General features: G+C 44.2%; 12 protein-coding genes and 1 riboswitch. Of the genes, 1 reads left to right on the top strand and 11 read right to left on the bottom strand.

All coding sequences use genetic code 11. The annotated features are described in order from the left end of the window. Positions 1–49: 49 nt before the first annotated feature. The 8 genes from oppC to moaA form a co-directional block, all read right to left on the bottom strand. Positions 50–952, bottom strand: coding sequence for an oligopeptide ABC transporter permease OppC (oppC, locus tag A3712_RS15975; protein WP_004737351.1), 903 nt, complete (start codon positions 950–952; stop codon positions 50–52). Positions 953–964: 12 nt separating this feature from the next. Further along, entirely contained in the window at positions 965–1,885 is a 921-nt protein-coding gene (gene oppB / locus A3712_RS15980) for an oligopeptide ABC transporter permease OppB (RefSeq protein WP_063524240.1), read from the bottom strand. A gap of 131 nt (positions 1,886–2,016) precedes the next feature. Further along, positions 2,017–3,648: an ABC transporter substrate-binding protein gene (locus A3712_RS15985; RefSeq protein WP_063524241.1), complete on the bottom strand. Its 1,632-nt coding sequence runs from the start codon at positions 3,646–3,648 to the stop codon at positions 2,017–2,019. 651 nt (positions 3,649–4,299) lie between these two features. After that, the gene (moaE, locus tag A3712_RS15990; protein ID WP_063524242.1) at positions 4,300–4,755 is read right to left on the bottom strand and encodes a molybdopterin synthase catalytic subunit MoaE; all 456 of its coding nucleotides are present in this window, start codon (positions 4,753–4,755) and stop codon (positions 4,300–4,302) included. A gap of 2 nt (positions 4,756–4,757) precedes the next feature. Further along, a complete protein-coding gene (gene moaD / locus A3712_RS15995) occupies positions 4,758–5,003 on the bottom strand; it encodes a molybdopterin synthase sulfur carrier subunit (protein ID WP_063524243.1) in 246 nt (81 codons plus the stop codon). Beyond that, the gene (gene moaC, locus A3712_RS16000) at positions 5,000–5,479 is read right to left on the bottom strand and encodes a cyclic pyranopterin monophosphate synthase MoaC (protein ID WP_004737345.1); all 480 of its coding nucleotides are present in this window, start codon (positions 5,477–5,479) and stop codon (positions 5,000–5,002) included. Before moaC ends, moaD begins: the two co-directional genes overlap by 4 nt. A gap of 12 nt (positions 5,480–5,491) precedes the next feature. Then, complete coding sequence (moaB, locus tag A3712_RS16005) at positions 5,492–6,004, bottom strand: molybdenum cofactor biosynthesis protein B (protein ID WP_063524244.1); 513 nt, start codon at positions 6,002–6,004, stop codon at positions 5,492–5,494. An 87-nt stretch (positions 6,005–6,091) separates the two neighbouring features. Continuing rightward, complete coding sequence (moaA, locus tag A3712_RS16010; protein ID WP_063524245.1) at positions 6,092–7,081, bottom strand: GTP 3',8-cyclase MoaA; 990 nt, start codon at positions 7,079–7,081, stop codon at positions 6,092–6,094. Continuing rightward, positions 7,070–7,222, bottom strand: a riboswitch (molybdenum cofactor riboswitch). It overlaps the preceding gene by 12 nt. 195 nt (positions 7,223–7,417) lie before the next feature. Here moaA and A3712_RS16015 point away from each other — a divergent pair. Then, positions 7,418–8,305, top strand: coding sequence for a YvcK family protein (locus A3712_RS16015; protein ID WP_063524246.1), 888 nt, complete (start codon positions 7,418–7,420; stop codon positions 8,303–8,305). 78 nt (positions 8,306–8,383) lie between these two features. Here A3712_RS16015 and luxU read toward each other — a convergent pair whose 3' ends face one another. From luxU to uvrB, 3 genes are all read right to left on the bottom strand, one after another. After that, the gene (luxU, locus tag A3712_RS16020) at positions 8,384–8,728 is read right to left on the bottom strand and encodes a quorum-sensing phosphorelay protein LuxU (protein ID WP_004737341.1); all 345 of its coding nucleotides are present in this window, start codon (positions 8,726–8,728) and stop codon (positions 8,384–8,386) included. Positions 8,729–8,751: 23 nt separating this feature from the next. Beyond that, positions 8,752–10,140, bottom strand: coding sequence for a quorum-sensing sigma-54 dependent transcriptional regulator LuxO (luxO, locus tag A3712_RS16025; protein ID WP_063524247.1), 1,389 nt, complete (start codon positions 10,138–10,140; stop codon positions 8,752–8,754). Positions 10,141–10,429: 289 nt separating this feature from the next. Further along, positions 10,430–12,460 carry an excinuclease ABC subunit UvrB gene (uvrB, locus tag A3712_RS16030; RefSeq protein WP_063524248.1) on the bottom strand — a complete coding sequence of 677 codons (2,031 nt, stop codon included), beginning with the start codon at positions 12,458–12,460 and terminating at the stop codon, positions 10,430–10,432. Positions 12,461–12,545 lie beyond the last annotated feature (85 nt).

Raw genomic sequence — 12,545 nt, forward strand, 5'->3', positions numbered from 1 at the left:
TGCTTCCTTAATCTTTTATAGCTTTTGTAGTTTTATTTGCTATTAATTTTTATCTGTCTTTTGGATCAAGCGCATCGCGCAGACCATCGCCTACGTAGTTAAAGCAGAACAGCGTGACAACCATGAATACCGCAGGGAATGCCAGTTGCCAAATTGCAACTTCCATTGTTTGCGAACCTTCTTGAAGCAGTGCGCCCCAGCTTGTCATAGGCTCTTGAACACCAAGACCAAGGAAAGATAAGAATGATTCAGTAAGGATCATGCTCGGAATAAGCAGCGTAGAGTAAACCGCTACGATACCTAGAACGTTTGGAACGATATGACGTGTAATGATCTTCCATTTGCTTACACCACATACGTGTGCAGCTTCAATGAACTCTTTACTACGTAAACTCAGCGTTTGGCCACGTACGATACGCGCCATATCTAGCCAAGCAATCGCACCAATCGCAACGAAGATTAGAATGATGTTACGACCAAAGAATGTCACTAGAACGATTACTAGGAACATGAATGGTACTGCGTACAATATTTCTAGGATACGCATCATCACTCGGTCAGTACGGCCGCCGATGAAGCCTGAAGCTGCACCGTAAAGCGTACCAATCAATACTGCTACGAAGGCACCCATCACACCAACCATCAATGAGATGCGGCCACCAATTAAAGTACGTACATACAAATCACGACCTAAGCTATCGGTACCAAACCAGTGGTCAGCATTAGGGCCTACGTGCATTGCATACCAGTCGGTATCATCGTAAGTGTACTGGGCCAGCATCGGTAGGAAGATAACCGCCAGTACCATTAAGGTTAGAATGAACAGGCTGACCATCGCGGCTTTATTTCGCATGAAACGAATACGAGCATCCTGCCATAAACTACGACCTTCGATCTCTAGACTCTCAGAGAACTTTTCGATCGCTTCTAAATTTTCTTTTTTCTTCAACATAACCAGTCCCTGTTAGTAGCGAATTTTCGGGTCAATCAGCGCTAGCAAAATATCAACAATTGCGTTGAACAAGATGAATAGGAAACCAATCAAGATGGTTACACCCATTACTAGCGAGTAGTCACGGTTGAACGCAGCGTTAACAAAAAGCTTGCCGATACCCGGTAGGCCGAAGATGGTTTCAACAACAACTGAACCTGTGATGATACCTACGAAGGCTGGCCCCATATAGGAAACAACAGGTAGAAGTGCAGGTTTAAGAGCATGCTTCACAACGATATAGCGATAGCTTAGACCTTTGGCACGAGCAGTTCGAATAAAGTTACTGTTTAGAGTCTCGATCATACTACCGCGAGTAATACGAGCGAAAGTCGCTACATATAAAAGAGACATCGCAATAACAGGCAGCACGATGTACATAAATGTACCGCCTTGCCAGCCACCAGCAGGGAAGATATCCCAGTGCAGTGAGAATAGGTAGATAAGAGCAGGCGCGAGCACGAATGAAGGCATTACAACCCCAAGCATCGCGGTCGACATAATGGTGTAGTCGACCCAAGTATTGTGCTTCAAGGCGGCAATAGTTCCGACAGTTACCCCCAAAATAACGGTGAAGATAAACGCAACAAAACCAACTTTAGCCGATACAGGTAGCGCGACAGAAATTAATTCATTTACCGAGTAATCTAGGTACTTAAAGGATGGACCAAAGTCGCCTTGAACTACATTGAACAGGTAAGTTGTGTATTGTTCGAAAACAGGCTTATCTAGGCCATATTTAGCTTCGATGTTAGCCATTACTTCAGGCGGTAACGGTTTCTCAGTTGAAAAAGGGTTACCCGGCGCAAAGCGCATTAGAAAGAAAGATACTGTGATCAAAACCAACATAGTTGGGATTGCTTCAAATATCCTTTTAGCGATGAATTTAAGCATAAACTCACTCTTTCAGTCTGTGACATTAAAATTAAAGAAATCTTCAATCTGTTTAATTTCAGATTGAAGAGAGGCGCTGCATGCAATTTCTAACATGCAGAGCCCAGTTTTATAGTTCTATTTGCTCAGAATTATTGAGCTTTGATGTAGAGATCTTTTGAGTAGATCTTCTCTTCCGCGTTAGCTGATGGGAAACCACCAACGTGCGGGTTTAGTAGACGAGAACGAACGTATTGGTAGATAGGTGCGATAGGCATATCATTGGCCATTAACTTCTCAGCTTCTAGGTAAAGTGCTGTACGCTCTTCTTCTGAAGTTGAGTTAAGTGCTTTGTCGATTAGCGCATCGTAATCTTTGTTACCCCAATGCTGACCACCAGTCGTGTTCTTGCTCACCATTAGCGTCAAGAATGAAGACGCTTCGTTGTAATCACCACACCAACCAGCACGTGATACTTCGAAGTCACCTTGATCTTTCGTAGATAAGTAAGTTTTCCACTCTTGGTTTTCTAGAGTAACCTCTAGACCGAGAGTCTTCTTCCACATAGAACCAAGTGCTACCGCAATTTTCTTGTGGTTTTCGTTCGTATTGTAAAGCAGAGTGAATTTAAGTGGATTGTCTTTACCGTAACCTGCTTCTTCAAGAAGACGTGCTGCTTCTGCGTTACGCTCTTTCTGAGACATTGAGCCATACTGAGGCAATTCTGGGTCGAAGTGAGCTGTAATTTCCGGAGTTAGGAAGTAAGCAGGCTTTTGCCCTTGCGCTAGGATAGCATCTGTTACGATATTACGGTCGATAGCGTAAGAAATTGCTTTACGAACACGCACATCATCAAATGGTTTTTTCTTCGTGTTGAAAGAGTAGTAATAACTACACAGGCTGCCTTCAACAGACACTGACTCAGGGTGCTCTTTCTTCAAACGCTTGAAGTGCTCTGTCGGCAAAGTGGACGTGAAGTCGATCTCGCCAGATAGGAAACGGTTCATTTCCGCAACTGCGTTTTCAATAGGAAGGAACGTTACTTTATTAAGAACTGTATCAGCGTTATCCCAGTATTGCTCATTACGCTTAAGTTCTAAACGCTCGTTAACAACCCAGTTGTTAACAACGAATGCACCGTTACCAACAAAGTTTTCTGGTTTAGTCCACTGATCACCGTATTTTTCAACAGTGGCCTGATGTACTGGCTTCATTGTTGTATGCCCAGTCATCATCACAAAGTAAGGTATTGCAGTGTCTAGTTCAACAACAAGAGTGTTTGCATCTACTGCTTTAACGCCCAGTTCACTCTTATCTTTCTTACCCGCTACGATATCCTTCGCATTTGCCATCTTGGTGTATTCCATGTACCAAGCGTATGGAGAAGCTGTTGCAGGATCTACTGCACGTTGCCAGCTGTATACAAAGTCTTGAGCTGTTACAGGATCGCCGTTAGACCATTTTGCGTCTTTACGTAGGTGGAAAGTGAATGTTTTGTTGTCTGTCGTTTCCCAGCTTTCCGCAACACCAGGGATAGTATTGCCGTCGCCGTCTTGGTTCACTAGACCTTCTAGAAGATCACGAATTACGTGAGATTCTGGTACACCTTGAGATTTGTGTGGGTCGATAGTTGCAACTTCAGTACCGTTACCGCGAACAAGTTCCTGAACTTTTGCCAGTTCTGTGCCTGCTGGAACTTCAGCAGCGATAGAAAGAGTAGAAGAGGCAGCCACTGCCAAACCAGCACCTAGAAGAAGGGCCTGAGTGATTTTATTCTTGTACATTTAATAAACTCCAAGTTTTATGTATTGCATCCATGACTTCTTTGCTTGGTTCACTGAACGGCAGTGATTTAGATTTATTTAGCTCAAAATTTAAGCATGAAAACCTAAAGCCTTACAAAGATTGAGGCACACACTATCAACCATTGAAGTAATTTGCCACAAACAAGTCGCAAAAAATCGGATAATTCTCCAAAATACTTAAGGTATCAGTGTAAATATCTAACAAATCCCAAATCAGTAGTGACTTACATAGAGGGATTAATTAAAAAACAGCCTTTAGTGTTGATGTATCTATGTTGATACTTTTTTTTAGCATCTTATGCTAGAACATCGAGCGCAAATTAACATTAATGCCACATAAAATCTAACTGCACATCACATATCACCTAAACATACTACACTATTTGTGAGGATTATCACTTTATACAAAACACCATAATGCGCTGCACCAAAACGGTAAATTCAATGCACTAATTCAGACAAAAATGAGATTTGAATTTATATGCAACAGCAGTGATTAACGATTTATTAAAACAGTGCTTGTTCATAAATCAATTTCTAACGGGTACAAAAAAGCCGACCTAAATGGTCGGCTTTTGACTGTCTCATAAACAAATGAGTTAATTTTGAAGCAACGTCACTTTAAAGAAATTACTTCTCCCAGCGCTCCGCGGCTTTAGCATCAGAGTCACGGGAATCAACCCAACGAGTTGCTTCAGTGGTGCGTTCTTTTTTCCAAAACGGTGCTTTCGTTTTTAAGAAATCCATCACAAACTCACACGCTTCAAATGCTGCACCACGGTGTGCACTTGAGACGCCAACGTGAACAATCTGATCACCAATATCTAGGTCACCGACACGATGGATAACTCGCATCTTTTGGATAGGCCAACGCGCTTCAGCTTGGTCACAGATCTCGCTCAGCGATTTTTCTGTCATGCCTGGATAGTGCTCCAAAGACAAACCAATCACATTATCGCCAAGGTTCATGTCGCGAACTTTACCAACAAAAGTTACTACAGCACCTGCAGAGGTTCCTTCAGAGAGAAACGCGTATTCATCAGCAACAGAGAAGTCCTCAGAAGTCACAACTACTCTTGGATCCATGACTAGCCTCCCGTTACAGGTGGGAAGAATGCTACTTCGTCACCGTCTTTCACTTCAGTCGTCAAAGGTACTATTGATTGGTTAAGAGCAGCCAGAAGCTTGCCCTCTTCCAATGCGATATCCCATTTGCCTTCTTGTGCGACAAGGTGGCCACGAATCGCCTCAATCGTCTTAAAATGTGCATCCACTTCAACGCTATCCACGCCAACAAGTTCACGAGTTTGAGCAAAGAAAAGTACTGTAATCATGATTCCACCTTAAAGTGACCTGATTTACCACCGGTCTTCTCTAGCAGGCGTACATTCTCGATAACAATGTCTTTCTGAACAGCTTTACACATATCGTAAATGGTCAGCGCAGCAACAGAAGCAGCCGTTAGCGCTTCCATCTCTACGCCCGTCTTCCCAGCAAGCTTACAAACAGATTCAATACGAACTTTGTTTTCAGACTCGATAGCCTCAAGCTGCACTTCTACTTTCGTTAATAGTAGAGGGTGACAAAGTGGGATTAGATCCCATGTCTTCTTAGCCGCTTGAATACCCGCAATACGAGCCGTAGCGAAAACATCACCCTTATGGTGGCTACCAGAGACGATAAGTTGCAGCGTTTCTGCCGACATTTGAACAAAGGCTTCAGCTCTTGCTTCACGTACCGTTTCAGCCTTAGCCGATACATCGACCATGTTCGCTTCTCCAGACGCGTTAATGTGTGTAAATTGGCTCATGCTAAAACCGCCTTATACAGAAAGGTGTGGCATAAAGTTACAAGGGCGGTGGCTAGCATCCATCTGTTGCTTGATGATCTTAGTCCAACCCGTGCGACAAGCGCCTGTAGAGCCCGGCATTGCAAAGATAACCGTATGGTTCGCAAAGCCCGCAATTGCGCGAGATTGAATTGTTGAGGTGCCGATTTCTTCGTAAGACACTTGACGGAATAGCTCACCAAAGCCTTCTACTTCTTTGTCGAATAGTGGCTTAAGCGCTTCAGGAGTGCTGTCACGAGAAGTGAAACCAGTACCACCAGTAATCATGATCGCTTGTACGCTTTCATCAGCAATCCACTTTGATACGATCGCTCGGATCTTGTACATGTCATCGATAACGATTTGCTTATCAACCACGTTGTGGCCGGCTTCTTTAGCACTCTCAGCTAAGTAACCACCTGACGTATCGTTTTCTTCTGTACGTGTATCTGAAACCGTTAGTACTGCAATGTTTGCTGCTTGAAATTTGCTTTCTGCGTGACCCATTTGTTCACCTATAAATTTTTTAATGATTAGACTGATTCGCTCAGCTTAAATAAGCTGAGCGATAAAATACGTTTGAGTGTGTGCGGGTTAACCGCCGATTGAAGCCAAGTTTGGAGTCATACCGCTGTTGCCATCATGTAAGAAATGGCTAACGGACTTGGTTTGTAGCTGAGACTGTATTCGATCGATGAGCTCTTGCTCTTGTTGATCTTCTTGAATCAAATCTCTCAGTTCAACACCGTGATCGCCAAACAGACATAGGTGCAGCTTACCGGTCGCAGAAACGCGCAGTCGGTTACAGCTCTCACAAAAGTCTTTCTCGTAAGGCATGATCAAACCAATTTCACCCTTATAATCTGGATGAACAAACACTTGCGCCGGGCCATCATTAACGGCTCTCACTTTCAGTAACCAACCATTAGCAATAAGCTGGTTACGAATCGCGATACCTGACACATGGTGTTTATCAAACAACTCATCCATCTCGCCAGTTTTCATCAGCTCAATAAAACGCAGTTGAATAGGTTTGTCTTTGATCCAATTCAGGAAGGCAGGTAACTCTTGGCTATTGAGGTCTTTCATCAATACTACGTTTACTTTGACTTGTTCAAAGCCAACCTCAAACGCTTTATCAATGCCTTGCATTACCTCAGTAAACTTATTCTCACCAGTGATCTGATGGAACATGCGCGGATCTAAGCTATCGACGCTTACGTTAATGTGAGTTAAACCAGCATCACGCCACTTTCCTACTTGTTTCGCCATGCGGTAGCCGTTAGTTGTCGTAGCAACTTTTTTGATACCGGGAGTGTTGGCAACGGTTTGAATAATTTCGGGGAAGTCTTTACGCAGGCTCGGCTCTCCGCCTGTAATGCGGATCTTTGAGGTGCCACAATCTGCAAACGCTTTTACGACACGTTTGATCTCGGGAACACTCAAAAAAGACGAGTTTTTTTGCCCTGACGGTTTGTAACCATCCGGCAAGCAGTAAGTACATTTAAAGTTACAAACGTCTGTAACCGACAAGCGCAAGTAATAAAACTTGCGATGGAATCTATCTTCGAATTGTTGCGCCACGGAACACCTTTCCAAACACGGGAGGCATAATCATTTCCAATTAAGCCCTTGTGACAACATGTCACTGGCTCTTGATGCGTATCGTTACAGCAAATACCACTGTGCGACTTAGCATACGAGAGCTCGGAGTTATGGCAACTACACGTTATATTCGAACGCGCAGTAGCTGAGTAATAAAATACTTAATATTTGTACGTGAATCTAGCTCTGATGACAAAAAACGAGTCACACCGGCAAAAAAAAACGTGTCAAACGCTCAAAATAACTCTTGTTGAGTATCTGGCGAGAAGCATTTAACCTAAATTATAGTTAGTAATCCTACAACACGAATAAAAAATGAACATTTACACTTCAAAGAAAGTGGTCGCAATCGGTGGTGGCCATGGCTTAGGTCGTATGCTGGCGGCATTAAAAGATTTTGGTGGTAACGCAACCGGCATTGTTGCTACAACTGACAACGGTGGCTCCACAGGACGCATTCGAGATTGCCAAGGCGGCATTGCATGGGGTGATACCCGAAACTGTATTAATCAGTTGATCACAGAGCCGTCAATCAGCTCTATGATGTTTGAATATCGTTTTCGTGGACAAGGCGAACTCGATGGCCATAACTTAGGCAATCTAATGCTAACCGCGCTAGACAACCTTTCCGTACGCCCGTTAGAAGCAATCAACCTAATTCGCAACATGTTGAAGGTCGATGTCAATATCGTCCCAATGACTGAGCACCCGTCAGACCTTACCGCGTTGTCGATGGATGGCCACTGGGTAACCGGCGAAACCAATGTCGATGACATGACTGAGAAACTACGCATGATGGATCTGTCGCCAGAAGTACCTGCTACAAAAGAAGCGGTGGCTGCTGTAGAACAAGCCGACTGCATCGTGCTTGGGCCAGGCAGCTTTTTGACCAGTGTGATGCCACCACTTCTGCTGCCAGAAATTGGGAAAGCGATTTCCGAAAATACCCGTGCTAAGCTAATCTTCGTCGAAAACTTATCACCAGAACACGGCCCAGCGGGTAAAATGACACTTGAGGAGCAACTTGAGTGGTGTGAACGTACCTGCAAAGCCCGCAAAATAGACACTGTTCTTGGTAATGAGCCTCACCCTGAACTTGAAGGGCAATGGAACTGTGTCACCACCGATCTTGCGTCTGCGAATCGAGATTGGCGTCATGATCGCGTGAAACTACAGCAAGCAATCGAAGCTCAACTGGCTTAAAGCATAAGCTCAGCTCAAGCGACAAACAAAAAAAGGAGCACGATGCTCCTTTTTTAGTTTCTGTGGTCGTTCTCTACGTTAGAGATCCGTCATCAATTGCTGGTACTCAGTGTACGTTGAAAGCAGCAGTGACTGCATATCTTCAAAATCACCATCGGTAATTGGAAGTGACTGTTTTACTTTGCTATCTAAACCAATGGCGAAGCTACACAGAGAATCAGCACCAAAGCTCGCAGCACTGCTCTTTAGGGCATGGCTGATATCCGCTAAATACTTTGAAGTATCTGACTCCTTATTGATCTCTAGGTGCTCATAATAGCCTTTCAACTCACCTAAAAAGATCTCCAGTAACACCGGAACATTCTCTTGCCCTATTTCACCGGCAAGCTCATCAACTTTTTGCTGATTCAATACTTTGGTCATTGTTATGTCTTATCGTTTGGTGATTACTGTTTTGCGTTCCACGCTTGCAACTTACGGTAGATAGTCGACGGACTCACATCCAAGAAACCAGCCGCTCGCGGAATATTACCGTCACACGCTTTAATCGCTTGCTCGATTGCTGTTTTTTCAGTGATCCACAGTGGGAAAATATCTTTCACCGTAATGTCTTCACTCTGCTTCTCTTTCAAGCGTAGGCTATTTTCAATCGGTTGATTCAACGGTGGTGGCAGCATATTAAGCGTTATCTCTTTACCGTTGTTCAAGACCACGACATTTCGCAATACGTTTTGCAGCTGACGAACGTTACCCGGCCACTCATATTGATTAAAACGATCCAGGACTTCCTGAGCAAAACGTACAAACGCTTTGCCCTCTTCCACTGACATGTAACCTAGCAGTGAGTATGCAATCTCGATAACATCTTCACCACGCTCACGCAATGGCGGCAAGTGCAGAGGAATTACATACAAACGATAGTATAAATCCTCTCTAAAGCGCCCTTCTTGTACTTCTTTCCATGGGTCACGGTTGGTCGCACAAACAAAGCGAACATCCACGCTCTTCATCTTCGACGAACCCACTTTTTGGAAGGTACCAGTCTGGATAAAGCGTAAAAGCTTAGTTTGCAGATCAAGGTCCATTTCACAGAGCTCATCAAGGAACAAGGTGCCACCATCAGCCAGTTCAGCAGCGCCTTGACGATCTGTTGCCGCCCCTGTAAATGCTCCTTTCACGTGACCAAACAGTTCACTTTCAATCAAGTCCTTAGGAATCGCAGCACAGTTAATTGCGATAAACGGCTTATCACCACGCTTACTCGCGGCGTGAATAGCTTCTGCACACACCTCTTTACCGGTACCACTTTCACCAGTAATAAAAATACTCGCTTTACTTGATGCGGCAGAATCAATCGTTCGGTACACCTGCTGCATAGTTTGGCTACTGCCGATGAAACCTTGATAGTTTTGGTTTCCAGGGTGTTCCGAACTATTCTTTAATTTCGTCGCTTTGCGTATTGCGTTGTTGACCGTAATACGTAGACGGTCGGCTTCACACGGTTTGATAAGGAAGTCTTGAGAACCATGACGCATCGCTTCAACTGCGGTATCAATCGAACCGTGAGCTGTCATGAAGATCACAGGCACCTCTGGGTACTTTTGTTTAACCGCAAATAGCACGTCCATCCCCGTCATATCAGGTAGACGTAGATCTAATAAAATCAGGTCAGGGATTCGATGATTCAAACTCTCAATTGCATCGCGGCCAGTGCCTACAATGTTGATATCAATTTCGAGCGGTGTAAGATACGAGCGGTACAAAGCTGCTACCGAGGCGGTATCCTCTACCATCAACAAATACTTTGATTTGTTATCTAGCGTTTTTGATTGCATATCCCAGCCATTTATAATTTGCATTTCTTATTATAGTCGCATTCCGCTTTGCATTATGCAAATTGGCCACAATATTTGTATTGTATTTCTGTACCGACTTCAAACAATCAATATCTTATCTATATGGCATGAAGGATGCAGTCGTTAGGATGACCTTCGGGTCACCTAGCCAACTGACGTTGTTAGTGGACTTAGTGTTCACAAACGTAAGCCAGTAGAACAATTCCTACTGGCTGTTTTTTTGTCCTGAGCACAATCAAAAGGGAGGTTTGACCAATATAGTCGACATTTAGCTATTGGTAATGAACTGCTTCCTCAACTGCTCGATTTCATCTCGTTTCTGCGCCGCTAACTCAAACTCCAGGTTTTGAGCATGTTGGTACATCGCCGCTTCCAGCTTACTGATCTCTTTATCGAGTTGTTGTGGCGTCAGCACAGCATAGCTCTGAGAAGGCTCTGCCACCTTAGCCAATGGCACCTGTTTAGATTGGCGCTGTTGCTTCGACTTAGTGATATCACCCAACTCCATGATATCTTTAATGTTGCGCTTCAGAGCTTGTGGAGTGATACCTTGCTCTTCGTTATAAGCCTGCTGCTTCTCTCGACGTCGTTCTGTTTCGTCAATCGCCTTTTTCATCGATTTAGTGATTGAATCACCGTATAAGATCGCCTTACCTTCAAGGTTACGGGCTGCACGACCGATCGTTTGGATCAGAGAGCGTTCAGAACGCAAGAAACCTTCTTTGTCAGCATCCAAAATCGCCACCAGCGATACCTCAGGCATATCCAAGCCCTCACGAAGTAAGTTAATACCCACTAGCACATCAAACTCGCCCAAACGGAGATCTCGAATAATCTCTACACGCTCAACAGTATCGATGTCTGAGTGTAAGTAACGCACTTTCACACCATGTTCTGTTAGATATTCAGTTAAGTCCTCTGCCATTCTCTTAGTTAACGTCGTCACCAATACACGCTCATCTTTTTCTGAACGTATTCTGATTTCAGACAACAAATCATCCACCTGAGTCGCCACTGGCCTTACTTCAATAATCGGGTCTAACAGGCCCGTTGGACGGACAACCTGATCAGCGACGTCACCATCAGACTTTTCAAGCTCGTAGTTTCCAGGCGTTGCTGAGACGAAAATCGTTTGTGGAGCAATCGATTCAAACTCATCGAACTTCATTGGTCGGTTGTCTAACGCAGACGGTAGACGGAAGCCAAATTCAACCAAGGTCTCCTTACGAGAGCGGTCACCTTTATACATCGCACCGATTTGCGGCACGGTAACGTGTGACTCATCAATAATCAGCAGACCATCATCAGGCAAATAGTCAAATAATGTAGGAGGCGCTTCACCTTCAGCACGACCACTCAAGTAACGTGAGTAGTTTTCAATGCCCGAGCAGAAGCCAAGTTCTGTCATCATCTCGATGTCAAATTGAGTTCTTTGTGATATGCGCTGCTCTTCGAGAAGTTTGTTATTATCCTTAAGGTATTGGGCACGATCTCGCAGTTCATCTTTGATGTTCTCGATCGCTTCAAGGATTTTTTCTCTCGGTGTCACATAGTGAGTCTTTGGATAAACCGTAAAGCGTGGCAAATCTCTTTGTTTAATTGTGCCAGTTAGCGGGTCGAAGATACTGATACAGTCGACTTCATCATCAAACATCTCGATTCGTACTGCGTCTTGGTCCGATTCAGCCGGAAAGATATCAATCACTTCACCACGAACACGGAACTGACCACGCTCAAAAGCAACATCGTTTCTGGAATATTGAAGTTCGGCCAAACGACGTAAGATATCGCGCTGATCCATGATCTCTCCACGGCTCAAATGAAGCATCATTTTCAAATAAGATTTAGGATCACCCAAACCATAGATAGCGGACACAGACGCAACGATAATGGCGTCCTTTCTTTCTAATAGGGCCTTGGTCGCCGAGAGCCTCATTTGTTCGATATGAGCGTTTACAGACGCATCTTTCTCAATAAATGTATCCGTGGTTGGAACATAGGCTTCTGGTTGGTAGTAGTCATAGTAAGAAACGAAATACTCGACAGCGTTATTTGGGAAGAAAGACTTCATCTCACCATACAGTTGAGCAGCCAACGTCTTATTCGGCGCTAATAGGATTGCTGGTCGTTGAGATTGGGAAATGACGTTAGCAAGCGTAAAGGTTTTACCCGACCCCGTTACCCCTAATAGAGTTTGATGTGCAAGACCAGAATCCAGTCCATTTAGTAATTGGGTAATCGCAGTCGGCTGGTCACCGGACGGACTGTAGTCCGATACCAAATCAAAAAGTTTACTCATAGGTCGCCATTTCCATACTGTTTTTTTAATCAGGTCATTGTCACTCTAGGAGGAGTGTCGATGCAACTATTATCTGGAGAAATGC

The sequence above is a fragment of the Vibrio sp. HI00D65 genome (genome assembly GCF_001635455.1).
Classification (GTDB): Bacteria; Pseudomonadota; Gammaproteobacteria; order Enterobacterales; family Vibrionaceae; genus Vibrio.

What these genes read in the sequence shown, in the direction of transcription:
- A3712_RS16015 (WP_063524246.1), top strand. Translation starts at nt 7,418, where the DNA reads ATGAACATTTACACTTCAAAGAAAGTGGTCGCAATCGGTGGTGGCCAT.
- moaD (WP_063524243.1), bottom strand. Translation starts at nt 5,003, where the DNA reads ATGATTACAGTACTTTTCTTTGCTCAAACTCGTGAACTTGTTGGCGTG.
- oppB (WP_063524240.1), bottom strand. Translation starts at nt 1,885, where the DNA reads ATGCTTAAATTCATCGCTAAAAGGATATTTGAAGCAATCCCAACTATG.
- luxO (WP_063524247.1), bottom strand. Translation starts at nt 10,140, where the DNA reads ATGCAATCAAAAACGCTAGATAACAAATCAAAGTATTTGTTGATGGTA.
- moaE (WP_063524242.1), bottom strand. Translation starts at nt 4,755, where the DNA reads ATGGATCCAAGAGTAGTTGTGACTTCTGAGGACTTCTCTGTTGCTGAT.
- moaC (WP_004737345.1), bottom strand. Translation starts at nt 5,479, where the DNA reads ATGAGCCAATTTACACACATTAACGCGTCTGGAGAAGCGAACATGGTC.
- moaB (WP_063524244.1), bottom strand. Translation starts at nt 6,004, where the DNA reads ATGGGTCACGCAGAAAGCAAATTTCAAGCAGCAAACATTGCAGTACTA.
- luxU (WP_004737341.1), bottom strand. Translation starts at nt 8,728, where the DNA reads ATGACCAAAGTATTGAATCAGCAAAAAGTTGATGAGCTTGCCGGTGAA.
- A3712_RS15985 (WP_063524241.1), bottom strand. Translation starts at nt 3,648, where the DNA reads ATGTACAAGAATAAAATCACTCAGGCCCTTCTTCTAGGTGCTGGTTTG.
- oppC (WP_004737351.1), bottom strand. Translation starts at nt 952, where the DNA reads ATGTTGAAGAAAAAAGAAAATTTAGAAGCGATCGAAAAGTTCTCTGAG.
- uvrB (WP_063524248.1), bottom strand. Translation starts at nt 12,460, where the DNA reads ATGAGTAAACTTTTTGATTTGGTATCGGACTACAGTCCGTCCGGTGAC.